This is a genomic window from Delftia sp. NA_296.1 (assembly GCF_052692095.1).
Genome location: NZ_JBQZGF010000004.1, coordinates 366892 through 391637, shown reverse-complemented (window position 1 = coordinate 391637; position 24746 = coordinate 366892). Strand labels below are relative to the sequence as shown.

Annotated in this window: 18 protein-coding genes; 15 read left to right on the top strand and 3 right to left on the bottom strand. The window is 67.3% G+C overall.

Annotated features, from left to right (window positions below; genetic code table 11):
• The first annotated feature begins 16 nt into the window (after window positions 1-16).
• From ACUTR7_RS12675 to ACUTR7_RS12660, 4 genes are all read left to right on the top strand, one after another.
• Window positions 17-1999 (top strand): DNA topoisomerase IV subunit B, encoded by a 1983-nt coding sequence (locus tag ACUTR7_RS12675; RefSeq protein WP_012206884.1) that lies wholly within the window; start codon window positions 17-19, stop codon window positions 1997-1999.
• A 3-nt stretch (window positions 2000-2002) separates the two neighbouring features.
• Entirely contained in the window at window positions 2003-2875 is an 873-nt protein-coding gene (locus tag ACUTR7_RS12670; protein WP_043819169.1) for a lytic transglycosylase domain-containing protein, read from the top strand.
• A 39-nt stretch (window positions 2876-2914) separates the two neighbouring features.
• A complete protein-coding gene (parC, locus tag ACUTR7_RS12665) occupies window positions 2915-5302 on the top strand; it encodes a DNA topoisomerase IV subunit A (RefSeq protein ID WP_034396406.1) in 2388 nt (795 codons plus the stop codon).
• 127 nt (window positions 5303-5429) lie between these two features.
• On the top strand, window positions 5430-7199 hold the full coding sequence (locus ACUTR7_RS12660; RefSeq protein WP_445608957.1) for a methyl-accepting chemotaxis protein: 1770 nt from the start codon (window positions 5430-5432) through the stop codon (window positions 7197-7199).
• A gap of 43 nt (window positions 7200-7242) precedes the next feature.
• Here the strand turns inward: ACUTR7_RS12660 and ACUTR7_RS12655 are convergent, their stop codons facing one another.
• Window positions 7243-7701 (bottom strand): RidA family protein, encoded by a 459-nt coding sequence (locus ACUTR7_RS12655; protein WP_012206880.1) that lies wholly within the window; start codon window positions 7699-7701, stop codon window positions 7243-7245.
• A 173-nt stretch (window positions 7702-7874) separates the two neighbouring features.
• Here ACUTR7_RS12655 and ACUTR7_RS12650 point away from each other — a divergent pair, with 173 nt between their 5' ends.
• The 3 genes from ACUTR7_RS12650 to ACUTR7_RS12640 all read left to right on the top strand — a co-directional run bounded on the left by ACUTR7_RS12650 (window position 7875) and on the right by ACUTR7_RS12640 (window position 12946).
• A complete protein-coding gene (locus tag ACUTR7_RS12650) occupies window positions 7875-10364 on the top strand; it encodes a DNA internalization-related competence protein ComEC/Rec2 (RefSeq protein WP_445608956.1) in 2490 nt (829 codons plus the stop codon).
• 143 nt (window positions 10365-10507) lie between these two features.
• Window positions 10508-11977: a circularly permuted type 2 ATP-grasp protein gene (locus ACUTR7_RS12645; protein ID WP_012206878.1), complete on the top strand. Its 1470-nt coding sequence runs from the start codon at window positions 10508-10510 to the stop codon at window positions 11975-11977.
• Window positions 11978-12946, top strand: coding sequence for an alpha-E domain-containing protein (locus tag ACUTR7_RS12640; RefSeq protein ID WP_012206877.1), 969 nt, complete (start codon window positions 11978-11980; stop codon window positions 12944-12946).
• 73 nt (window positions 12947-13019) lie between these two features.
• Here ACUTR7_RS12640 and ACUTR7_RS12635 read toward each other — a convergent pair whose 3' ends face one another.
• Window positions 13020-13562: an ureidoglycolate lyase gene (locus ACUTR7_RS12635; protein ID WP_043782625.1), complete on the bottom strand. Its 543-nt coding sequence runs from the start codon at window positions 13560-13562 to the stop codon at window positions 13020-13022.
• A gap of 203 nt (window positions 13563-13765) precedes the next feature.
• Between ACUTR7_RS12635 and ACUTR7_RS12630 the strand changes: the two genes are divergently transcribed.
• The 3 genes from ACUTR7_RS12630 to ACUTR7_RS12620 all read left to right on the top strand — a co-directional run bounded on the left by ACUTR7_RS12630 (window position 13766) and on the right by ACUTR7_RS12620 (window position 17330).
• Complete coding sequence (locus ACUTR7_RS12630) at window positions 13766-15100, top strand: MFS transporter (RefSeq protein WP_013801125.1); 1335 nt, start codon at window positions 13766-13768, stop codon at window positions 15098-15100.
• A 113-nt stretch (window positions 15101-15213) separates the two neighbouring features.
• The gene (locus tag ACUTR7_RS12625; RefSeq protein WP_043795813.1) at window positions 15214-15933 is read left to right on the top strand and encodes a FadR/GntR family transcriptional regulator; all 720 of its coding nucleotides are present in this window, start codon (window positions 15214-15216) and stop codon (window positions 15931-15933) included.
• A 98-nt stretch (window positions 15934-16031) separates the two neighbouring features.
• On the top strand, window positions 16032-17330 hold the full coding sequence (locus ACUTR7_RS12620) for a sensor histidine kinase (RefSeq protein WP_445608955.1): 1299 nt from the start codon (window positions 16032-16034) through the stop codon (window positions 17328-17330).
• Between the two features lie 94 nt (window positions 17331-17424).
• On the opposite strand, the gene bfr is transcribed toward ACUTR7_RS12620, so the two are convergent.
• The gene (gene bfr, locus ACUTR7_RS12615; protein ID WP_012206872.1) at window positions 17425-17901 is read right to left on the bottom strand and encodes a bacterioferritin; all 477 of its coding nucleotides are present in this window, start codon (window positions 17899-17901) and stop codon (window positions 17425-17427) included.
• Between the two features lie 368 nt (window positions 17902-18269).
• Between bfr and ahpC the strand changes: the two genes are divergently transcribed.
• The 5 genes from ahpC (at window position 18270) to ACUTR7_RS12590 (ending at window position 24741) form a co-directional block, all read left to right on the top strand.
• Window positions 18270-18833, top strand: coding sequence for an alkyl hydroperoxide reductase subunit C (ahpC, locus tag ACUTR7_RS12610; protein WP_012206871.1), 564 nt, complete (start codon window positions 18270-18272; stop codon window positions 18831-18833).
• A gap of 103 nt (window positions 18834-18936) precedes the next feature.
• Entirely contained in the window at window positions 18937-20493 is a 1557-nt protein-coding gene (gene ahpF, locus ACUTR7_RS12605; RefSeq protein WP_012206870.1) for an alkyl hydroperoxide reductase subunit F, read from the top strand.
• Window positions 20494-20893: 400 nt separating this feature from the next.
• The gene (locus ACUTR7_RS12600; RefSeq protein ID WP_445608954.1) at window positions 20894-23182 is read left to right on the top strand and encodes a TonB-dependent hemoglobin/transferrin/lactoferrin family receptor; all 2289 of its coding nucleotides are present in this window, start codon (window positions 20894-20896) and stop codon (window positions 23180-23182) included.
• A gap of 66 nt (window positions 23183-23248) precedes the next feature.
• Window positions 23249-23620: a hypothetical protein gene (locus tag ACUTR7_RS12595; protein WP_349612734.1), complete on the top strand. Its 372-nt coding sequence runs from the start codon at window positions 23249-23251 to the stop codon at window positions 23618-23620.
• Window positions 23617-24741: a hemin-degrading factor gene (locus tag ACUTR7_RS12590; RefSeq protein ID WP_445608953.1), complete on the top strand. Its 1125-nt coding sequence runs from the start codon at window positions 23617-23619 to the stop codon at window positions 24739-24741. The genes ACUTR7_RS12595 and ACUTR7_RS12590 overlap by 4 nt, the downstream gene beginning before the upstream one ends.
• Window positions 24742-24746: the final 5 nt, after the last annotated feature.

Below are 24746 nucleotides of genomic sequence, written 5' to 3'. Positions count from 1 at the left end.
ACTACAATCCGCCCCCATGGCAGTCAAACCATCTCCCACTTCCGCCAGCGAATACTCCGAAGGCTCGATACGCGTGCTCAAGGGCCTTGAGCCCGTCAAGCAGCGTCCCGGCATGTACACGCGCACCGACAACCCCCTGCACGTGCTGCAGGAGGTGATCGACAACGCGGCCGACGAGGCACTGGCCGGCTTCGGCAAGAAAATCCGCTTCACCCTGCATTCCGACGGCTCCTACAGCGTCGAAGACGACGGCCGGGGTATCCCCTTCGGCATGCATCCCGAGGAAAAGGCGCCCGTGGTGGAGCTGGTCTTCACCCGGCTGCATGCGGGCGGCAAGTTCGACAAGGGCAAGGGCGGCGCCTACAGCTTCTCGGGCGGCCTGCACGGCGTGGGCGTCTCGGTCACGAATGCGCTGGCCACGCGCCTTGAGGCCTGCATCCACCGTGAGGGCAAGGTGGCCACCATCGCCTTCTCGGGCGGCGACGTGGTCGAGCCCCTGCAGTCGCGGCCGCTGGCCGCAGGCGAACGCAAGCAGGGCACGACAGTGCGCGTGTGGCCCGATGCCCGCTATTTCGAATCGCCCCAGCTGCCCATGGGCGAGCTGATGCACCTGCTGCGCAGCAAGGCCGTGCTCATGCCCGGCGTTTCGGTGACCCTGGTCAACGAGAAGACGCGCGACACCCAGACCTGGCAGTTCAAGGGCGGCCTGCGCGACTACCTGCAGCAAAGCCTGCATGGCGAGGCGGTCATCCCCCTGTTCGAGGGCGAGGGCTTTGCCGACCGCCACCACGACAGCTTTGCCGAAGGCGAGGGCGCCGCCTGGTGCGTGGCCTTCACCGAGGACGGCGCACCGCTGCGCGAAAGCTATGTCAACCTGATCCCGACCACCGCCGGCGGCACGCATGACAGCGGCCTGCGCGACGGCCTGTTCCAGGCGGTCAAGGCCTTCATCGAGATGCACTCGCTGCTGCCCAAGGGCGTCAAGCTCATGCCGGACGACGTCTTTGCGCGCGCCAGCTATGTGCTCAACGCCAAGGTGCTGGACCCGCAGTTCCAGGGCCAGATCAAGGAGCGCCTGAACTCGCGCGATGCCGTGCGCCTGGTCAGCGGCTATGTGCGCCCCGCGCTGGAGCTGTGGCTCAACGAGCACGTGGAATGGGGCCGCAAGCTGGCCGAGATCGCCATCAAGGCCGCGCAGACCCGCCAGAAGGCGGGCCAGAAGGTCGAAAAGCGCAAGGGCTCGGGCGTGGCCGTGCTGCCGGGCAAGCTCACCGATTGCGAAAGCCGCGACCTGAGCCTGAACGAGGTCTTCCTGGTCGAGGGCGACTCGGCCGGCGGCAGCGCCAAGATGGGCCGCAACAAGGAAACCCAGGCCGTGCTGCCCCTGCGCGGCAAGGTGCTCAACACCTGGGAGGTGGACCGCGACCGGCTGTTCGCCAACAACGAAATCCATGACATCTCGGTGGCCATCGGCGTGGACCCGCATGGCCCCAACGACACGCCCGACCTGTCGGGCCTGCGCTACGGCAAGGTCTGCATTCTTTCGGATGCCGACGTGGACGGCTCGCACATCCAGGTGCTGCTGCTGACGCTGTTCTTCCGCCATTTCCCCAAGCTCATCGAGGCCGGCCACATCCATGTGGCGCTGCCGCCGCTGTTCCGTGTGGACGTGCCTGCGCGCGGCAAGAAGCCTGCGGCCAAGATGTACGCGCTGGACGAGGGCGAGCTGACCGCCATCCTGGACAAATCGGCCAAGGACGGCGTGCCGCGCGAGAAATGCCAGATCAGCCGCTTCAAGGGCCTGGGCGAGATGAATGCGGAGCAGCTGTGGGAGACCACGCTCAACCCCGACACGCGCCGCCTGCTGCCCGTGCAGTTCATGAACCTGGACTTCGCGGCGGCCGAGCAGGTCGTCACCAAGCTCATGGGCAAGGGCGAGGCCGCAGCGCGCCGCGAGCTCATGGAGCTCCATGGCGACGCCATTGAAGTCGATATCTGACCCATGACTGTGCTCCGCGCCGCCCTGAAGCACCGCCCGCACCCGGCGCGCGGCGCCGGGGTGCGCGCGCTGGCGGCGCTGGGCCTGGCCCTGGCGCTGTGGGGGCTGGCGCGGCCGGCGCATGCCGATCTCTGGGCCTTCGTGGACGAGCGCGGCATCACGCACTTCGCTGCCGAGGCGCTGGACGAGCGCTACAGGCTGTACTTTCGCGGCTCGGTCTATGACAGCGCCGAGCAGGGGCTCAAGCCCCCGATGGTGCAGGCCGAGGCCGCTGCCGACGCTGACGGCAGCGGCGATGCCGGCCGCAGGCTGCAGGCGCATACGCGGCTGCAAAGCTTCTTCGACATCTCGCCGCGCTACAAGAGCGTGCGCGGCCATCTGCGCAAGGCGGCGGACCACACGGGCGTGGACTACGACCTGCTCAAGGCCGTGATCGCCGTCGAGTCGGGCTTTGACGCGCAGGCCATCTCGCCCAAGGGGGCGGTCGGCCTGATGCAGCTGATGCCGGCCACGGCCCAGCGCTTCGGCGTGGAGGCCAGCCGCCAGCGCAGCGTGCAGCAGCAACTGGCCGATCCGGCCGTCAACGTGCCGGCCGGCGCGCGCTACCTCAACCATCTGATGGGGCTGTTCCCCGGCCGGCTGGACCTGGTGCTGGCCGCCTACAACGCAGGCGAGGGCGCCGTGCGGCGCGCGGGCCAGGCCATCCCTCCCTTCCAGGAAACCCGCAATTACGTGAAGGCCGTGCTCGGCATCTACGAGCAGCTGCAGGGCGGGCGCGAGCGCGCGGGCCCTGCAGCGCCTGCAGCAGCGGCGTTGCCGGGCACCACGCCCCGGGTGCGCATGACGCTGCCCACAGGACTGCCCACGCCGCAATGAGCGGCATTCATTGCATTTTTTGAGATCACGAATTTCTTCATGAGCGACCAAACCTCTCTGGATCTGGCACAACAGGCGGCCGGCGATGCACTGGACCTGGGCCAGTACGCGCAACGGGCCTATCTCGAATACGCACTGTCCGTGGTCAAGGGCCGGGCACTGCCCGATGTGACCGACGGCCTCAAGCCCGTGCAGCGGCGCATTCTGTACGCCATGGACCGCATGGGCCTGAGCTACAGCGGTCCCAACCACAACACGGCAGCCAAGCCCGTCAAGAGCGCACGCGTGGTCGGCGATGTGCTGGGCCGCTTTCACCCGCACGGCGACCAGTCGGCCTACGACGCGCTGGTGCGCATGGCGCAGGACTTCAACCAGCGCTATCCGCTGGTCGATGGCCAAGGCAATTTCGGCAGCCGCGACGGCGACGGCGCAGCCGCCATGCGCTACACCGAGGCGCGCCTGTCCAAGATCACCGGCCTGCTGCTCGACGAGATCGACATGGGCACGGTGGACTTCGTGCCCAACTACGACGGCAGCACGCAGGAGCCGCAGCAACTGCCCGCGCGCCTGCCGTTCGCCCTGCTCAATGGCGCCAGCGGCATTGCCGTGGGCCTGGCCACGGAAATCCCCAGCCACAACCTGCGCGAGGTGGCCGACGCCTGCGTGGCCCTGATCAAGCGGCCCCAGCTCAGCGACGAGGAACTGTTCCAGATCATCCCCGGCCCCGACTATCCGGGTGGCGGGCAGATCATCAGCAGCGCCTCCGACATCCAGGACGCCTATCGCACGGGCCGTGGCAGCCTCAAGCTGCGCGCGCGCTGGAAGATCGAGGAACTGGCGCGCGGCCAGTGGCAGATCGTGGTGACCGAGCTGCCGCCCGGCGTCTCGGCGCAGAAGGTGCTCGAAGAGATCGAAGACATCACCAACCCCAAGGTCAAGACCGGCAAGAAGGCGTTGAGCCAGGAACAGACCCAGCTCAAGGCCAGCATGCTGGCCGTGCTCGACGGCGTGCGCGACGAGTCCAGCAAGGATGCGCCCGTGCGCCTGGTCTTCGAGCCCAAGACCGGCAAGGTGCCGCAGCAGGAACTGATCACGGCGCTGCTGGCGCATACCAGCCTGGAGTCGTCCAGCTCCATCAACCTGACCATGATCGGCCTCGATGGCCGCCCGGTGCAGAAAAGCCTGCGCCTGATGCTCGAGGAATGGATCGCCTTCCGCCAGACCACGGTCACGCGGCGCAGCCAGCACCGGCTGGCCAAGGTGCTGGACCGCATCCACATCCTCGAAGGCCGCCAGGCCGTGCTGCTGAACATCGACAAGGTCATCGCCATCATCCGGGCCAGCGACGAGCCCCGGCAGGCGCTGATCGATGCCTTTGCGCTGTCCGAGCGCCAGGCCGACGACATTCTTGAAATCCGCCTGCGCCAGCTGGCGCGGCTGGAGGCCATCAAGATCGAGCAGGAACTCAAGGAGCTGCGCACGGAGCAAGGCAAGCTCGAAGACATCCTGGGCAGCGAAAGCACCATGCGCCGCCTGATCTGCAAGGAGATCGAGGCCGATGCCAAGCAGTTCGCCGATGCGCGCCGCACGCTGATCCAGGAGGAAAAGAAGGTCGTCGCCGAAGTCAAGGTGGTCGATGAACCCACCACGGTCATCATCTCGGACAAGGGCTGGGTGCGCACGCGCCAGGGCCATGGCGTCGATGCGGGCACGCTGAGCTTCAAGGCCGGCGACAGCCTGCACGGCACCTTCGAGTGCCGCACCGTGGACCAGTTGCTGGCCTTTGGCAGCAATGGCCGCATCTATTCGGTGCCGGTGGCGCAACTGCCCGGCGGGCGCGGCGATGGCCAGCCCGTGACCACGCTCATCGAGCTGGAGGCCGGCACCCAGATCCTGTACTACTTCGCCGGTGCCGAGGGCACGGCGCTGCTGCTGTCGGGGTCGGGTGGCTACGGCTTCGTGGCCATGGTGAGCGACATGGTCTCGCGCCAGAAGGCGGGCAAGGCCTTCGTCACGCTGGCCGACGGCGAGACGCTGTGCGCCCCGTCCACGGCCTACGGCGTGCCCATGGGCGCACGCGCCGAGCCGCAGGAAGGCGAGCAGGGCGCGGGCCTGCTGCTGCCGGCCACGCATGTGATCTGCGCTTCCACGGGTGGCCGCATCCTCACCTTCGAGATCGCCAGCCTCAAGCACATGGCCAAGGGCGGGCGCGGCCTCATGCTGCTCGACCTGGAGGACAAGGACACGCTGGCGGGCGCTGCCGCCTACACGCGCAGCATCCGCATCGATGGCCTGGGCCGCGGCGGCAAGGAGCGCAGCGAGACGCTGGAGATCCGCAGTCTCAACAATGCCCGTGGCACGCGCGGCCGCAAGGGCAAGTCGGCCGACCTGGGCTTCAAGCCGCAAAGCGTGACGCGCGTGGAGTAAGAACGCGGCCGCCCCTGCAATGTCCTGCGCGAAAGGGGCGGATCAGGGGTTTCCTCTGGGTTTTTCCGCCCACCAGGCCTTCTTCCAGGCCTCAACATGGAGTCTTCCAAAATGAGGGAGACTGGATATGCTGCGACTTCGCATGGCACACAAGCTGTGGCTTGCAGTGGCCGCCATCGTGGTGGCGCTGGTGGGCGTGGTCGGCTTGTCGGGCTATCGCTCGGCCCAGGTCCAGGCCCGGTCCGAGGCGGTGACCCAGGAGATGCAGGCGCGGGTCCAGGCCGCCGTGCGTTGGATGGGGCTGACCGAAACCAACGCAGCCCGCACCCAGGCCGTGGTGGTCAGCAGTGATGCTGCCGTCGAGGCCGAGTTCAAGGACGTGATCAGCGCCACCTCGGCGCGGATCACCGAGGTGCAGAAATCACTGGAAGCCATGCCCCTGTCCGACGCAGACAAGGCGCAGATGGCCAGGATTGCGGCAGCCCGCAAGACCATGATCGAACTGCGTGCCCAGGCACGCCAGCTCAAGGCCGATGGCCGGCAGGAGCAGGCGTTGGTCCTGGTCAAGCAGTCCTACAACCCTGCCGTGGATGCCTATCTGCAGTCGCTGCGCGACTTCGTGCAGATGCAGGAGCAGGTGGCGCGCAGCAGCCAGCAAGAGATGGCCGCCTCGCGCAGGCTCACTGTGGGCTTTGCCGCTGCGGCCGTGGGCCTGCTGCTGCTGGGCATCGTCATCGGCGCCCATTTCCTGATTGCCAGCATCCGCCGGCCCCTGGCCGAGGCCAGCGAACTGGCCGAACGCATTGCCGCAGGCGACCTGAGCGCAGGCGTGCAGGGACAGGCACAGCGTGCTGATGAATTCGGCGACCTGCTGCGCTCGTTGCAGGCCATGAGCGAATCGCTGTCGGGCATGGTGCAGCAGGTGCGCCAGAGCACGGACAGCATCGCCATCGCCAGCGCCGAGATCGCCACCGGCAACCAGGACCTGTCCGTGCGCACCGAGCAGACCTCCAGCAACCTGCAGGAGACGGCTGCCGCCATGGAGCAGTTCACCAGCACGCTGCAGCAAAGCGCCAGCAGTGCCCAGCAGGCCAGCAGCCTGGCGGCGGGTGCGTCACAGGTGGCGCAGCGCGGCGGTGAGGTCGTGGCCCGGGTGGTCGAGACCATGAAGGGCATCAACGACAGCAGCAGGCAGATTGCCGACATCGTCGGCGTCATCGACTCCATTGCCTTCCAGACCAATATCCTGGCGCTGAACGCCGCCGTGGAGGCGGCCCGCGCCGGAGAGCAGGGCCGGGGCTTTGCCGTGGTGGCGAGCGAGGTGCGCACGCTGGCACAGCGCAGTGCGGCGGCTGCCAAGGAAATCCGCCAGCTCATCGGCGCTTCGGTGGAACGGGTGGAGGACGGCGCCCGCCTGGTGGGCGATGCCGGCACCACCATGGAGGGCATCGTGCAGTCCGTGCAGCGCGTGGCCGACACCATCGGCGAGATCACGGCGGCCTCTTCGGAGCAAAGCGCGGGCGTGGCCCAGGTCAACCAGGCCGTGGGACAGCTGGACCAGATGACGCAGCAGAACGCGGCCCTGGTCGAGCAAAGCGCGGCCGCAGCGCAAAGCCTGCGGGAGCAGGCCGAGCAGCTGTCGCGCACGGTGGCGGTGTTCAAGGTGGCGCACCTGGCGCCTTCGCCGACGACGCTCGCAAGGCAGGCTGCGCCGGCGGTGCGCACTGCGCACAGCGCTGCCGCAGCGCCAAGGCGGCCGGCAACAGCCGTGGCGCCTGCGGCTGTCGGGCCGGCTGTCGCGCGGCCTGCCGCAGCAAGGGCGGCGGCGCCCAAGCTGGCCTCGGCGCCCCGGCCTGCCGCACCGGCAGCCGAGGATGGCCAATGGGAGAGCTTCTAGCCGCCTGCGAGCACGGCGGCGCCGTGCGGCGGCATGCTGCCGATCAGGCCAGTTCGGCGATCAGCTCGATTTCCACGCAGGAGCCCAGCGGGATCTGGGCCACGCCGAAGGCGCTGCGCGCATGCGTGCCGGCATCGCCGAAGACCTGGCCCAGCAGCTCGCTGCAGCCGTTGGCCACCAGGTGCTGCTCGGTGTAGTCGCCCGTGGAGTTGACCAGGCACATCAGCTTGACAATGCGGCGCACGCGGCCCAGGTCGCCGCCGGCGGCGTGCTGCAGCGTGCCCATCAGGTCGATGGCGATGGCGCGCGCGGCCTGCTGGCCGTCGGCAGTCTGCAGATCACGGCCCAGCTGGCCGGCCCAGACCTTGCCGTCCTTGCGCGCGATATGGCCGCTCAGGAACACCAGATTGCCCGTCTGCACATAGGGCACGTAGGCCGCCGCCGGGATGGCAGGCGACGGCAGTTCGATGTTCAGGGCCTTCAGTTGTTCGTAAACGCTCATCGTTGATTCCTTCGAGACAAGAAAAATCCGGCACCAGTGCCGGGGTGGCGGACAGTGTGACACAGCCCCTTGCACCCTGGCATGTCAGGGCCTGGGCTTCCGTCAGTCTGATTGTTGTCTGAATCCGAGGCGCTGCATGGTGGCTGCGCGGCATCCGCTCCTAGCATGTGTGGATGCACCCTGCGGCAGCTGCCCAAACCCTCTCGCCGTCTTCCTGGACGCCCCTGCTGCTCGGCTGCGTGGCCGGTGCGGCCTGGCAGGTCACGCAGCCGCGCCTGTGGCCGCTGTGGATGTATCTGCTCTTGGCGTGCATGGGGCTGGCAGGCCTGGCATGGAGGGCATGGGCAGGCCGGCGTTGCCTTGTTGTGCACGGCCTGTGGGCCGCTGTCTGCGCCGCCTTGCTGGTGGGCGGGTTGACCGGCTGGCGAGCCCAGGACTTTGCGGGCCAGGCGCTGTCTCCGCCGTTGGAGGGGCGTGACCTGCGCATCGTCGGCGTCGTGGCATCGCTTCCCCAGAACATGGCCCAGGGCATGCGCTGGCGCATGGAGGTGGAGCAGGCTCGGATCGTCGGCAGCGAAGAGGTCTTGGCGCCGTTTCCTGCACTGATCGAACTGTCCTGGTACGCCCCCCGGGGCCGGCAGTCCAGGGGTGTTGCTATGCTGCCCCATCTGCGGCCGGGCCAGCGCTGGGCGCTGACCGTGCGGCTCAAGCGCCCGCATGGCGCGCGCAATCCCCACGGTTTCGACTATGAGCTGTGGCAGTGGGAGCAGGGCGTGCAGGCCACGGGCCATGTGCGCGAACAGCCCGCTGCACGCCAACTGGCCGACACCGGCAGCCATGCCCTGCAGCGCTGGCGCCAGCAGATGCGCGACGCCATCCTGGGCCGCACAGCCGCGCTTGCGTCATCCCTGCAGCGCATCGGCCTGGACCCTGCCCATGCGCCGCGCATGCTGGGTGTGGTGGCCGCCCTGGCCATGGGCGATCAGCAGGCCATTGCGCGGGATGACTGGGCGCTGTTTAGGCATACCGGCGTGGCCCATCTGATGAGCATTTCCGGCCTGCACATCACCTTGTTCGCCTGGCTGGCAGCACTGGTGATGGGGAGGCTTTGGCGCTGCAGCGCACGGGCCTGCCTGTGGTGCCCGGCGCCGCAGGCGGCCCTGCTGGCCGGCGTGCTGCTGGCGGGCGGCTATGCGCTGTTCAGCGGCTGGGGCCTGCCGGCGCAGCGCACCGTCTGCATGCTGGCCAGCGTGGCTGCGTTGCGCGGCGCCGGACTGTGCTGGCCCTGGCCTGCCGTGTGGTGCCTGGCGCTGGCCGTGGTCGTGGTGCTGGACCCCTGGGCCCTGTGGCAGGCCGGCTTCTGGCTGAGCTTTGTGGCCGTGGGCGTGCTGCTGGCCACCGATGCGCGCATGCAGGGCGCGCAGCGGCCTTCGCTGCCTGCCCGTGCGCTGGCCCTGTGGGGCGAGCAATGGCGCATCTCGCTGGCGCTGGCGCCGCTGGGTCTGATGCTGTTCGGCCAGCTGTCGCTGTCGGGGTTGCTGGCCAATCTGGCGGCCATTCCCTGGGTGACCTTCGTGGTCACGCCGCTGGCCCTGCTGGGGGCCTTGTGGCCGCCCTTGTGGACAGGCGCGGCGCTGGCGCTGGCCCCGCTGCTGGAGCTGCTGCAATGGCTGGACCAGTGGGCATGGGCCGTGGTGCAACTGCCGCAGCCGCCGCTGTGGGCAGGGCTGGCTGCGCTGTGCGGTGGCCTGGCGCTGGTGGCTCCGGTGCCTGCCGGATGGCGCTGTTGGGGCCTGGCCATGTGCCTGCCGGCCCTGTGGTGGCCGTCGCCATCACCGGCGCATGGCGAGTTCGACCTGATGGCCGTGGACATAGGCCAGGGCAATGCCGTGCTGGTGCGCACGGCGCGGCACAGCCTGCTGTATGACACGGGGCCGCAGTACGGCCTGGACAGCAATGCCGGGGACCGGGTGCTGGTGCCGCTGCTGCAGGCTCTGGGTCTGAGGCTGGATGCCCTGTGGCTCAGCCACCGCGACAATGACCACACGGGCGGTGCATTGGCCGTGCATGCCGCGCAGCCGCAGGCGGAGGTCTGGGGATCGGATTCCGTGATCCTTGCCCCTGCGCTGGCCGGCCTGGGCGCTGTGCGCCGCTGCCAGGCGGGCCAGCACTGGGAATGGGATGGCGTGCGGCTGGAGGTGCTGCATCCGTCTGCCGGCGAACGGTTGCCCTCCGCACGGGCGCTGGCCCATGCCAATGCGGGCAGCTGCGTGCTGTTGCTGCGCTCGGCATCTGGTGTGCAGGCCTTGCTGGCCGGTGACATCGAGGCTGCGCAGGAGCGGTCACTGGCAAGGGCCGGCGCCCTCACGCCGGTGCAGTGGCTGCTGGTGCCCCACCACGGCAGCCGCACCTCATCGAGCACCGCCCTGGTGCAGGCCCTGGCACCGCGCTGGGCCATGGTGCAGGCGGGATATCGCAGCCGCTATGGCCATCCTGTCCCCGAGGTGGTGCGCCGCTATGAGGCCCATGGCGCCGGCGTGGTGCAGTCGGCCCGCTGCGGCGCGGCGCACTGGCGCTCTTCGGACCCCGTGCACCTGGTCTGCGAGCGGGAAAGGGCGCGCCGCTATTGGGATGTGCACGTCACGCAGAGGCAGGGCGGATAGGGCGTGCGCCGATGGCGGAACAGGATGCATATGCTGGATACCGCTTGTCCGGATTGAGGTTACCTATCGCTACACTGGTGCGATACGAGGGCTGGCCCGTAGCTTGCTAGACCCCGTACACATGCAGCGACAGGAGGTGACGAATGCATCCATTTGACGAGATGTACACGATGACGCCGTTCGACGGCAGCGATGTGCGCCTGCACTACAAGGACTACGCGCAATGGCTTGCGCGCCAGTCCGAACAGACGCTGCGAGCGCGCAGCGCCGAGGCCGAGATCATCTTCCGGCGCGTCGGCATCACGTTCGCCGTCTACGGCGACAAGGACGAAAGCGGCGCCGGCAACGAGCGCCTCATCCCCTTCGACCTGATACCGCGCGTCATTCCCGCACATGAGTGGTCGCGAATGCAGGCGGGCCTGGTGCAGCGCGTGACGGCGCTCAACCGCTTCCTGCACGATGTCTATCACGACCAGGAGATCCTGCGCGCGGGCCTGGTGCCGCGCGAGCTGGTGCTGAACAACAGCCAGTACCGGCCCGAGATGCGGGGCCTGGCGGTGCAGGGCGGCATCTACGCCCACATTGCCGGCATCGACATCGTGCGCGCCGCCAATGCCCAGGGCGAGGGCGTGTACTACGTGCTGGAGGACAACCTGCGCGTGCCCTCGGGCGTGTCGTACATGCTGGAGAACCGGCGCATGATGATGCGGCTGTTCCCGGACCTGTTCTCGCGCCATCCCGTGGAGCCCGTGGCCCACTATCCCGACATGCTGCTGGAGACGCTGCGCGCCAGCGCGCCGGCCGGCACGCCCGAGCCCACGGTGGTGGTGCTGACGCCCGGCATGCACAACAGCGCCTACTTCGAGCATGCCTTCCTGGCCCAGCAAATGGGCGTGGAGCTGGTCGAGGGCCAGGACCTGGTGGTGGACAAGGACGTGGTCTACATGCGCACCACGCGCGGCCCGCAGCGCGTGGACGTGATCTACCGGCGCGTGGACGATGATTTTCTCGACCCCGAAGTCTTTCGCCCCACCTCCACGCTGGGCTGCCCCGGCCTCATGCGCGCCTACCGTGCCGGCAACGTGAGCATCTGCAATGCAGCGGGCACGGGTGTGGCCGATGACAAATCGGTCTACCCCTATGTGCCGGAGATGATCCGCTTCTACCTGGGCGAGGAACCCATCCTGCAGAACGTGCCGACCTGGCTGTGCCGCAAGCCCGATGACCTGCGCTACGTGCTCGACCACCTGGACGAGCTGGTGGTCAAGGAAGTCCACGGCGCCGGTGGCTACGGGATGCTGATCGGGCCTGCCGCCTCGCGCGGCGAGATCGAGGATTTCCGCCGCGCGCTCATCGCCAATCCCGGCGGCTATATCGCGCAGCCCACGCTGGCGCTGTCCACCTGCCCCACCCTGGTGGAGCAGGGCATCGCACCAAGGCACATCGATCTGCGGCCCTTCGTGCTCAGCGGCAACCAGGTGCGCATGGTGGCCGGCGGCCTCACGCGCGTGGCGCTCAAGGAGGGCTCGCTGGTGGTCAATTCATCACAGGGCGGCGGCACCAAGGACACCTGGGTGCTCGGGGCCGGTGAGTCAAACGAGGGAGGACATTGAATGCTCAGCCGTACTGCCGATCATCTGTACTGGATGTCCCGCTACACGGAGCGTGCGGAGAACACCGCCCGCATGCTCAACGTCTCCTATGACACCTCCATGCTGCCCCAGGCGCCGCAGGTGGCGCGCAAGGCCTGGCAGGGTGTGCTGTCCATCAGCGAGCTGATCCCCTCCTACGCTGCCCGCCACGGCGAGGTGCAGCGCGAGGCCGTGCTGCACTTCATGGTGCGCGACGAGAGCAACTCCTCGTCCATCGCCTCCTGCCTGCGCGCTGCGCGGGAGAACGCGCGCGCCGTGCGCGGCGCGCTGACCACCGAGGCCTGGGAGACCCAGAACCAGACCTGGCTGGAGCTCAAGCGCCTGCTGGCCGAGGGCGACTGGGAGCGCGATCCGGGCCAGTTCTTCGAATGGGTCAAGCACCGCTCGCACCTGTCGCGCGGCGTGACGCTGGGCACCATGCTGCAGGACGAGGCCTTCCACTTCCTGCGCCTGGGCACCTTCATCGAGCGCGCCGACAACACGGCACGCCTGCTGGACGTGAAGTTCCACGCCATCGAGCGCGACTACCACGGCAGCGCACGCAATGGCGCATCGGGCAAGGCGGCCACGCCGTTCGACTTCTACCACTGGAGCGCGCTGCTGCGCAGCGTCTCGGCCTTCGAGGTCTACCGCAAGGTCTACCGCGACGTGATCACGCCCGAGCGCGTGGCCGAGCTGCTGATGCTGCGCAGCGACATGCCGCGCTCGCTGCTGGCCAGCATGCTGGAGGTGGTGGCCAACCTGGAAAGCGTGGCCAACGCCCAGTCGCGCGAGACCCAGCGCAAGGCAGGCCGCCTGCTGGCCGACCTGCGCTATGCGCGCATCGACGAAATCCTGGCCACGGGCCTGCACGCCTATCTCACGCAGTTCCTGGACCGCGTGCACGACCTGGGCCAGGGCATCAGCCGGGACTTTCTGGTGCCCGCCTGAGTCCGCCGGCCGCCATGCAGCACAAAGCCGCCCTCGGGCGGCTTTGTTCATTGGTTCATTGGGTGGGCCGAATTCAGGCCTGCGCGCTGCCCAGGTCCAGCACAACGCCCTCGGCGCCGCCGATGGGCAGCACGTCGCAGTTGTCGCCAGGGCCGCCACGGTCGATCACGATGAAGCGCGCCGGCGCATTCAACGCGATCAGCGAGTGATGCCAGACGCCGCGCCGGTAGTTCACGCCCTGGCGGCCGTTGGTGATGAAGGCGCGCAGGTCGGCGGTTGCCACCTGTTCGCCCAGGGGGGCCACCACTACGATGAAGGGCTGTGCATCCAGCGGCATGAAGGCCTGGCTGCCCAGGGGGTGGCGCTCCATGCTGGTCAGCCGCAGGGGCAGCGCATAGGGCCGGGCATGGAACAGGTTGATCAGCCCATGGCCTTCGCTGCCGCCCGTGTCCACGCGGGCCAGGGCGTGGTAGCGCTCGGTCATGCCATCGTTGATGAGCAGCGGTGTGTGGCCTGTGCTGTCCAGGACCTCGCCAAACTCGGCAAAGGCCTCGGCGGTCAGCGGCTGGGCGCGCAGGCAAAGGCTGGCGGGGCGGGTCTCTGACAAGGTGTTCACGAAGTTTTGCCTCTTGTTTTCGTACTGGTAATACCAGTTTGCAGTTGGACCGGATTTTTGTCAAACCTCGGGGAATTAGTTTTCATTGCGTTGAATTGGGGTAAATGCGAGTGCACATGGCAAAGCGCTGGGGGTACCGTTCGCTTCGTAATTTCATACCGGTAATACCAGTTGGTCGCAACTCCTCAACCAAGGACTCCCTGATGTCATCTCTTCCCGCATCTGCCGAGGTCGCCGGCGCGGCGCCGGCGCTGGCCAGCGAAACGCCGGCCGAGGCCGCCGTCTACCGCAAGGTGGCCTGGCGCCTGCTGCCCTTCATCATGGCCTGCTATGTGGCGGCCTACCTGGACCGGGTGAACGTGGGCTTCGCCAAGCTGCACATGCTGGCCGATCTGCAGTTCAGCGAGGCCATGTACGGCCTGGGTGCGGGGCTGTTCTTCATCGGCTACTTCTTCTTCGAGGTGCCCAGCAACATGCTGATGCACCGCATAGGCGCCAAGGCCACCATCTCGCGGATCATGATCATGTGGAGCCTGATCTCGGCGGCCATGATGTTCGTGAGCACGCCCACGCAGTTCTACGTGCTGCGCTTTCTGCTGGGCGCGGCCGAGGCGGGCTTCTACCCGGGCATGATCCTGTACATGACCTACTGGTTTCCGTCGTACCGGCGCGCCCGCATGGTGGCGCTGTTCATGTGCGCGATTCCGGTCTCGGGCATCCTGGGCGGACCGCTGTCGGGCGGCATCATGGACCTGATGCAGGGCGTGGCGGGGCTGCGCGGCTGGCAATGGCTGTTCCTGCTCGAGGCCATTCCCTCGATGATCCTGGGCCTGGCCGTGCTCTGGTACCTGGACAACGGCATCCGCGCCGCACGCTGGTTGACCGAGGCGGAAAAGACTCTGCTGGAGCGCAACATCGCCCGCGAGAACGCCAGCAAGAGCGATAGCCATGTGACGCTGCGCGCGCTGTTCTCCGACCCGCGCATCATCAAGATGGCCCTGATCTGCTTTTGCACCGTCATGGGCCAGTACGGCCTCACGTTCTGGCTGCCCAGCCTGATCCGCCAGTCGGGCGTGGAGGGTGCCTTTCACATCGGCCTGCTGACGGCCGTGCCGTTCTCGGTGGCCGTGGTGTCCATGAACCTGGTCAGCCGCAGTTCGGACCGCATGCGCGAGCGCCGCTGGCACCTGATCGTGCCGTTCTGCGTGGGCGCAGCGGGCCTGATGCTGTCGGCCATCTTCAGCGGCAACGTCTATCTGTCGCTGGCCGCCCTGGCGCTGGCCGCGGGCGGCAGCCTGGCGACCTCTCCGCTGTTCTGGAGCCTGCCCACGGCCATCCTGTCCAGCGCGGGTGCGGCAGCCGGCATTGCGCTGATCAACTCCTTTGCCAACCTGGCGGGCTTCATCAGTCCCTACATGATCGGCCTCATCAAGGATGCGACACAGAGCACCAATGCCGCCATGTTCGTGCTGGCCGGCGTGCTGCTGTTCGGCGCCTTCCTGACCTATACGGTGCCGGCCAAGCTGGTCAACAAGTAGAGGCACCAACGCCGCACGACCACACGACCACACGACCCACGACCATGCGGCAGCGGTGCGCAGTCGCTAAGATCAGCGCACCTGCCGCCCCCGACCCCGAGACCTGCCAACGCATGGAACCCAGCACCGCTTCCAGTCCTTCCGCCAGCACCGCCGTTGCCGGCAATGCCGCCCGCGTGATCCGCGAGTGGATCGAGGGCGGCGTGTATCCGGTGGGCGCGCTGCTGCCGTCGCAGCGCGACCTGTCGGAGCAACTGGGCATCAGCCGGACCTCGCTGCGCGAGGCGCTGTCCACGCTGCAGGGGCTGGGCCTGGTCGTGGCGCGGCCCGGCAAGGGCATGTACGTGACCGAGGCCACCGACGCCCCGGCCTCTGCCGCAGAGGCCTGGCGCTTTGCCGACTCGCATGCGCTCACCGATGTCTATCAGCTGCGCTATGCGCTGGAGGGCTTTGTCGCACGCCTGGCCGCCCTGGTGGTGCAGCCCGAAGACGTGGCGGCCCTGCAGGCCAACCTGCAGGCCATGCAGCAGAGCATCGAGCTGGCCGATTTCGTGCAGGCCACGCGCCTGGATTTCGAGTTTCACCTGCAGATCGCCACCATCTCGGGCAACCATGCGATTGCCGACGTGCTGCGCGGCAGCGGCGAGGTCATGCAGGAAAGCCAGCGCCTGCCGTATTACAAGCGCGGCGCGCGCCATGCGACCGCCGAGGAGCATGCCGCCATCATCGAGGCCCTGTCCCAGGGTCGGCCCGAACTGGCGCAGCAGGCCATGGCCACGCACATCGTGCAGGCTGCCCAGCGCGCGGGCGTGCACTTTCCCACCGGCCTGTAGGCGCGCCGGCACGAGCCCGATCGGCCGGGTTTTTGGCCTTACCATCCTTGGCGCAACGCATTTTTTCCCTCTCTACAGACCGCCACGGATGCCGATCCATGACAAGCCAAGGAAATGAACTCTGCAGACTGGCAGACGCCCTCGCGGCGCAGCGCGAAGGACTCTTGCAGACATGGCGCAAGGCCGTCAGGCGGGACCCGGCACTGACCGCCGGCGAGGCGCTTCCCCGCACCCAGTTGAACGATCACATTCCGGCCGTGCTGGCCGCGTTCGAGCAGCAATTGCGGGCCCTCGGCGGTGCCCCGGCAGGCGCTGCCGAGCCGCCGGTCGATGGCGAGCAGGCCGCCGCCCACGGCCTGCACCGCTGGCAACAGGGCTATGACCTGCATGAAGTCGTGCGCGAGCTGGGCCTGCTCAACGAAGTCATGGTGGCGCAACTGGAGGCCTATGCCGAGGAGCATCCCGATGCGCATGGCGCCATGCCCGTTGCGCGCAAGGCCTGGGCCGCCACCTACACGCGCGACGTGCAGGACAGCAGCACCCAGTATTTCCGCCTGCAGCAGCAGGAGGCCGAGGGCCATGTCCGGGACCTGGAAGCGGCGCTGCATGACGTGAGCACGCTGGACCTGCAGCGCTCGCAACTGTGGGAGCAGGTCGCGCATGACCTGCGCAGCAACGTCGGCGTGGTGGCCAATGTGACGCATGGCCTGGGCATGCAGCATGCGCCGGCGCAGTCGCGCGAGAAACTCCTGCGCATGCTGGACCGCAACGTCCAGTCGCTGCGCCATCTGCTGGATGACGTGACGGAGCTGGCCAAGCTGCACGCCGGGCGCGAGCATCGCCAGCTGACCTCCTTTGACGCAGTCGAGGTGATCACCCATCTGTGCGAGGGACTGCAGGCCCTGGCCAACGATCGCGGCCTGTACCTGCACCTGCAGGGGCCGGGGACGATGCCGGTGGAAGGGGATGCCTTGAAACTGCGCCGCATCGCGCAGAACCTGATACTCAACGCGCTCAAGTACACCCAGGAGGGCGGTGTCACGGTGAAGTGGGCTCTGGGCGATGGGGAGGACCGGCGCCGCTGGATGCTCTCCATCGGGGACACGGGCCCTGGCATGGCGCCTGCGGCGCCTTTGGTTGCCGCCCTCAAGCAGGCCACGGACATGGACCCTTCGGGCCACCTGGGGACGGCGGCGTCCGGGGAGGTCCGCACCGGGGGCGCGCCGCAGCAAGGCGGTGCGGCGGCCAGCTACCGCAGCGGCGCAGGCGAGGGGATCGGCCTGTCCATCGTCAAGCGGCTGGCGGAATTGCTGGACGCCACCATCGAGGTGCAGTCGGCCGCGCAGACCGGCACGACCTTTCTTCTGTTGTTTCCGCTGCGATATGCCGACGAGTGACCGATAGCCGGGCCAGAAGATGAAAAAACGGGCACACAGGCCCGTCGTTTCGAGTGGGGGGTGCGGCCTGTGCCGCCGCCCCTGAGTCCGATGCTCAGGACTCTTCGTCCATCTGCGACTGCAGGTAGTTCTGGATGCCGACCTTGTCGATCAGGTCCAGCTGGGTTTCGAGGTAGTCGATGTGCTCCTCGGTATCGTCCAGGATCTTTTGCAGCAGATCGCGCGAGACATAGTCGCGCACGCTTTCGCAGTGGGCGATGCCATCCTTGATGGTCTGCTGCGCGGTTTTCTCGCTGCTCAGGTCGCAAGCCAGGGCTTCGGGCACGTCCTCGCCGACTTGCAGCTTGCCCAGGTCCTGCAGGTTGGGCAGGCCGTCGAGCACGAAGATGCGGTCCATGAGCCAGTCGGCGTGCTTCATCTCGCCGATGGACTCCTTGTATTCCTTCTTGGCCAGCCTGTCGAAGCCCCAGTGCTTGTACATGCGGTAGTGCAGGAAGTACTGGTTGATGGCCGTCAGCTCGTTCTTGAGCTGGGCTTGCAGCCAGGTGATGACTTGTGCGTCGCCTTGCATGGGGAACTCCTTTGTTGTACGTGGGGGACCGCGCCGATCGCCGGCCGCTATAGGGGTGGATTGTCTAGGGTTTCTGCGTCAGATCAAGCAAACCCCTGTTATCGCGCATTGGCTGCTTATGAGGCGCGTTCTCGTTTGCGGGCCGGCTGCCGACGCGGCCGCGGGGTTGCTGCATTGCCTTGTCATATTTCGGCCCAAAATAGCCTCTTCAGGCCGGTGGCGGGCTGGTCAAGCCCGCAGGCCTGGAGACCAAGGATGTTCACATAGTTTTTGGCAATCGGATGAATTCAATCAATTCATTGGATCAATCGATTGCCTGGGCCTAGACTTCGTCCTGTGTTCACTCACCAACCACAAAGGAAACAGCAATGTCCGTGATCAACACCCAAATCAAGCCCTTCAAGACGCAGGCCTTCAAGAATGGCAAGTTCATCGAAGTGACCGAAAAGGACGTCCTGGGCAAGTGGGCCGTGTTCTTCTTCTACCCCGCTGACTTCACCTTCGTGTGCCCCACCGAACTGGGCGACGTGGCCGACCATTACGACGAACTGCAAAAGCTGGGCGTGGAAGTCTTCTCCGTGTCCACCGACACCCACTTCGTGCACAAGGCATGGCACGACACGTCTGACACCATCCGCAAGATCAAGTACACGATGCTGGGCGACCCCACCTGGGAAATCAGCAACAACTTCGAAGTCCTGCGTCCCGGCCAGGGCCTCGCTGACCGCGGCACCTTCATCGTCGATCCCGATGGCGTGATCCAGGCCGTGGAAATCACCGCCGAAGGCATTGGCCGCAACGCCGTCGATCTGCTGCGCAAGGTCAAGGCTGCCCAGTACGTCCGCAACCACCCCGGTGAAGTCTGCCCCGCCAAGTGGGAAGAAGGCGACAAGACCCTGGCTCCCTCGCTCGACCTGGTCGGCAAGATCTAAGCGGTACACCGCTTCCTGTTCACAGTTGAACTGTTGAAGACGCCCGGGTGCCTGGCGCCCGGGCTTTTTTTTCCGAAAATTCGTATTTCCCTAGGAGTCCGACATGCTTGACAACAACCTGAAAGCCCAATTGCAGGCCTACCTGGAGCGCCTGCAGCGTCCGGTGGAGCTGGTGGCTTCGCTGGATGACAGCCAGGGTGCGCGCGAGCTGAAGGAACTGCTGCTGGAAATCCGCGAGCTGAGCGACAAGATCACCGTCGTCGAGCACAACGACGCCGAGGTGCGCAAGCCCTCGTTCCTGATCACCAATCCCGGCGTGGACAGCGGCGTGCGTTTCGCAGGCGTCCCCCTGGGCCATGAATTCACCTCGCTGGTGCTGGCCCTGCTGCAGGTCGGCGGCCATCCGTCCAAGGAATCGGCCGAGCTGCTGGAGCAGGTGCGCAATATCGACGTGCCGCTGCACTTCGAGACCTATTACTCGCTGTCCTGCCACAACTGTCCCGACGTGGTGCAGGCGCTGAACCTGATGTCCGTGCTCAACCCCAAGATCAGTCATACCGCCATCGACGGCGGGCTGTTCCAGAAGGAAGTCGAGCAGCGCGAAGTCATGGGCGTGCCCACCGTCTTTGTGAACGGCGAGCGCTTCGGCCAGGGCCGCATGGAGCTGGCCGAGATCGTGGCCAAGGTCGATACCGGCGCCGCTTCGCGTGAAGCGGCCAAGATTTCCGCCAAGGATGCCTTCGACGTGCTGATCGTCGGCGGCGGCCCGGCCGGCGCGGCGGCTGCCATCTATGCGGCACGCAAGGGCATCCGCACCGGCATCGCCGCCGAGCGCTTCGGTGGCCAGGTGCTGGACACCGTGGACATCGAGAACTTCATCTCGGTCTCCAAGACCGAAGGCCCGCAACTGGCCGCCGCCATGGAGCGCCATGTGCGCGACTACGAGGTGGACATCATGAACCTGCAGACGGCGTCCAAACTGATTCCGGCTGCCACGGAAGGCGGGCTGATCGAGGTGCAGACCGCCTCGGGCGCCAGCCTCAAGGCCAAGACCGTCATCCTCTCGACCGGCGCGCGCTGGCGCAACATGAACGTGCCGGGCGAGGACAAGTACCGCACCAAGGGCGTGACCTACTGCCCGCACTGCGACGGTCCCTTGTTCAAGGGCAAGAATGTGGCCGTCATCGGCGGCGGCAACTCGGGCGTGGAAGCGGCCATCGACCTGGCCGGCATCGTGCGCAGCGTGACGCTGCTGGAGTTCGCCAGCGAGCTCAAGGCCGACGCCGTGCTGCAAAAGAAGCTTCGCAGCCTGCCCAACGTCACGGTCATCCTCAACGCCCAGACCACCGAGGTCAACGGCGACGGCAAGAAGGTCACCGGCCTGACCTACAAGGACCGCACGACGGAAGAGGTCAAGACCGTGGCGCTGGAAGGCATCTTCGTGCAGATCGGCCTGCTGCCCAACACCGACTGGCTCAAGGGCACGGTGGAGCTGACACGCTTCGGCGAGATCGTGATCGACGCCAAGGGCCACACCAGCGTGCCCGGCGTGTTTGGCGCAGGCGACTGCACCAACGTGCCGTACAAGCAGATCATCATTGCTGCCGGTGCCGGCTCCACGGCTGCGCTGTCGGCCTTCGACCACCTGATCCGCCACTGACCAGCCATTGACCAGTTGCTGCTCCGCCATGGTGCGGAGCAGGCGGAGAAAGGGCCCGGATGCCATGGCATCCGGGCCCTTTTTTCATCGCCCTGCCAGGGGCAGAAGGCCTGGCAGCAAGGAGAGGGTGGGGCTATTTTTCATGCCCGCGTCTTCAGGCGCGGGCCTTGTCGCTGTGGGTGTCGCACAGATAGCTGCCTGGCGGCACGCGGCGCCAGCAGGGTTTGTTCCTGGGACCATGCGCCAGATCAAATCAATAAATGAGAACTATTCGCATATAATTTTTCTTCATCCAGCCAGCACATGACGCGCCAACGGCTGGCGGACCACCCGCCAGCTGCTGCAAGCAGAAGCCAGCTCTCGCACATCCATGTTGATCAGAGAGAGAGAGGGCTTCGCAATGGCTTACGACTTCGCAATGCAATCAAGCGCCCGGCGGGCGCGTCATCCCCTGGCCGCCGCCTGCGCGCTGCTGTGCGCCTCCGCTGCCCTGGCCCAGGAGCCGGGGCGGGCCGCCGCAGACGCCGCAAACGTTGCAAACGCCGGAGATGCCGACACGCAATTGCTGGCGCAGGCCGCGTCCGGGGCACGGACCCGTGCCCCGGCCCTCAAGGAGATGGTGATCAGCGCCTCGCGCGAGGTGCAGGACCCTGACACCCTGCCCATGAGCATCGACGTGATCGACGCCGGCCGCATGGAACGCGAGCAGGCCAGCGACATCCGCGAGATGGTCAACCTGCTGCCCAATGTCGAAGTGCCGCGCGCCCCGGCCCGCTTCTCGCTGGCGGCCTCGTCGGCCGGGCGTGACCAGAACAGCGGCTTCAACATCCGTGGCCTGGATGGCAACCGCGTGCTCATGCTGGTCGATGGCGTGCGCCTGCCGCGCAGCTACAGCTTCAGCGCCAACAGCTTCGGCCGCGACTACCTGGACCTAGGCCTGGTGCAGCGCGTGGAAATCCTGCGCGGCTCCACGCCCGCGCTGTATGGATCGGACGGCATGGGCGGCCTGGTCAACTTCGTGACCGTGCAGCCGGACGATCTGCTGGGCAAGGACAAGCGCATCGCCGGCCGCGTGGCTGCCGGCTATGACGGCTCGGACAACGGCCGCAAGCTGGGCGCCACCGTGGCGGGCCGTGCCAGCCCCGAATGGGCATGGCTGCTGTCGGCGGGCCTGGGCCGCTCGCACGCGCTGGAGAACATGGGCACGAACAACGTGACGGGCGCGGCGCGCACCACGCCCAATCCCGAGAAAGACCGCAGCGAGTCGCTGATGGGACGCCTGGTCTTCACGCCCAGCGCCGTGCAAAAGCATGTCTTCACCTTCGAGAACGTGGACAAGCGTGCCGACTACGCCCTGCTGTCCGCGCGATCGGCCACCGTGGCCAACTCGGACTCGCGCACCGACATGAAGCGCTGGCGGGCCAGCTGGCAGGGCCAATGGCAGCAACTGGGCACGGCGCTGGCCGACGAACTGCAGCTGATGGCCAGCTACCAGAAGTCCGACGCGCGCGAATTCGTCACCGAGACGCGCATCGGCCTGCCCTACCGCGAGCGCGACTTGACCTATGACGAGGACGCGATCCAGCTGCACGCCCAGGCCAGCCGCCTGCTGCGCTGGAGTTCTTCGGCCAGCGGCAAGTTCACCTACGGGCTGGACTACCTCCGCAACAAGGTGGTCAACGCGCAAAACGGCATCACGCCGCCCGTGGGCGAAAGCTTCCCGCTCAAGCGCTTTCCCGACACCACCGAAAGCGCCACCGCCCTGTTCGCCCAGGCCGAATTGCACAGCGGCCCCTGGAGCGTGACCCCGGGCCTGCGCGCCGAGCACTACAGCATCAAGCCCCGGCAGAACGGCTTTGTGCCCACCGTGGTCAGCAACTCCGACTCCGCGCTCTCGCCCAAGCTGGGCGTGATGCTGCAGGCCAGCCCGGCCTGGTCCGTCTATGGCAACTATGCGGCAGGTTTCCGGGCGCCCAATGCCGGCCAGATCAACGCTTTCTTCGAGAACCCGGTGGCGTTCTACCGGAACATTCCCAACCCCAATCTGCGGCCCGAAAAGAGCCAGACCTTCGAGCTGGGCCTGCGCGGGCGCATGGACAGGCTGCGCCTGGACGCCGCCGTGTTCACGGGGCGCTACAAGGACTTCATCGTCGACCAGCAACTGGTTGCGGGCCAGCCCGGCAACGCGGCCAACCCCGCCATCTACCAGTCCATCAACGTGGGCCGCGCCCGCATCAGCGGCTTCGAACTCAAGGCCGATTACGACTGGGGCCGCTGGGCCGGCGGCGACTGGCAGACGCGCCTGGCCTACGGCTACACCGACGGCAAGGACACCCAGACCGACAAGCCGCTGGACACCATCTCGCCCCAGCAACTGGTGCTGGGCGTGCGCTATGAGCGCTCTGCCGTGGGCGTGCAGTTCAACGTCTCGCACTGGAGTGGCAAGAAGGCCGGCGACGTGTCCAACGGCAGCGCCGCCTGGCTCAGCCCCTCGGCCACCGTGGCCGACCTGAGCGCCCAGTGGCGCATACGCCCCGACCTGCGCCTGAACGCCGGCATCTACAACCTGACCGACAAGAAGTACTGGCGCTGGGCCGATGTGCGCGGCCTGGCTGCCAGCACGGCGATTGCCGACGCCTACAGCCAGCCCGGCCGCCATGTGCGGGTGTCGATGGTCAAGGATTTCTGAAGCATGCGCCTGTGGCGCGGGCGCATGCATGTGCAACGCTGCCAACTGAAACGCAAGGAGAACCCCATGCATCCATCCAAGAGTGAGAGCCTTGCCCAGGACGAGGAATACCTGCTGCCCGAGAACGAGGCCGCGCTGGCTGCCACGCTGGCCCTGATGACCGGCTTCGGCCACGGCTGCTGCGACACCCATAGGCCGGCCATGGCCGCCCGGGTGGCCGAGCAGCTCGAGAGCCTGGCCTGCGCGGGCGGCTTGTCCCATGACATGCGCGCCCTGCTGGGGCGGCTGCAGCAACGCTGGCAGGCAGTGGCCGATGCGGGCGCGCCATCGCGCTCGCACCGCGCCGTGCCCGATGCCGGAGTGTCCCTGCCTGCAGCCCATGCAGCCCAGCCGGTGCCCCATGCGCTCTGGCACGCACCGCTGGACACCCTGCAATGAGCAGCGCCGTCCACGATGCCGAGGAGGGCGGGCTCCTGATTCCCGTCGATGCTCCCGCAGTCCGCCAGCGCTTTGCGCGGGCGCGCCAGGGTGGCCTGCGCGCCAAGGAGGCAGCCGATTCCCTGGGCCTGCCGGAAGGCGCCGCCATTGCCGCGCATGCGGGCCAGCATGAGGGCAGCCTCCAGGCCGTGCCGCTGCGCGCCGAATGGCTGGCCATCCTGAAGGGCTTGCAGGACTGCGGCCCCGTGATGGCGCTGACGCGCAACGAGTCCACGGTCCACGAAAAGACCGGGGTCTACCAGAAGCTTTCGGCCAACGGCGGCGTGGGCCTTGCCCTGGGCCGCGACATCGACCTGCGAATGTTCTTTGCCCAATGGCATGCCGGCTATGCCGTGACCGAGCAGCCTGCACAGGCCGGCAGGCCGGCCATGCGCAGCCTGCAGTTCTTCAATGCGCAGGGCCGTGCCGTGCACAAGGTCCATGCGCGCGAGTCCACCGACCTGCAGGCGTGGGAGGCGCTGGTGCAGCGTTTCGCCGAGCCCAGCGCTGGTTACCTGTTCCGCCATGCCCGCCCGCGTGCGCTGCCGCAGGCCGACGAGGCCATCGACGTGCCCGGCCTGAGCACTGCCTGGGCCGCCATGCAGGACACGCATGAATTCTTCGATCTGCTGCGCCGGTTCGGCGTTGAGCGCCAGCAGGCCTTCCGCCTGGTGCCCGGCCACTGCGCGCGGCTGGCGCCCGAGTCCGTGGCCCAGTTGCTGGGCGATGCGGCCGTGGACGGCCTGCCCATCATGGTCTTCGTGGACAGCGGCGGCTGCATACAGATCCACACCGGCCCCGTGCACAACATCCAGCCCATGGACACGCCCGGCGGCGCGCAATGGATCAATGTGATGGACCCGAATTTCAACCTGCATCTGCGCTGCGACCTGATCGCCAGCGTCTGGGCCGTGCAAAAGCCCACGGCCGATGGCGTGGTCACCTCGGTCGAGGCCTTCGATGCCCAGGGCGACCTGATGGCCATGTTCTTTGGCGAGCGCAAGCCGGGCCGGGCCGAGCTGCCGGGCTGGCGCGAACTGGTGGCGGGCCTGCCGCGCCTGGCAGCGCAGGCGCTTGCCTGAGCGCC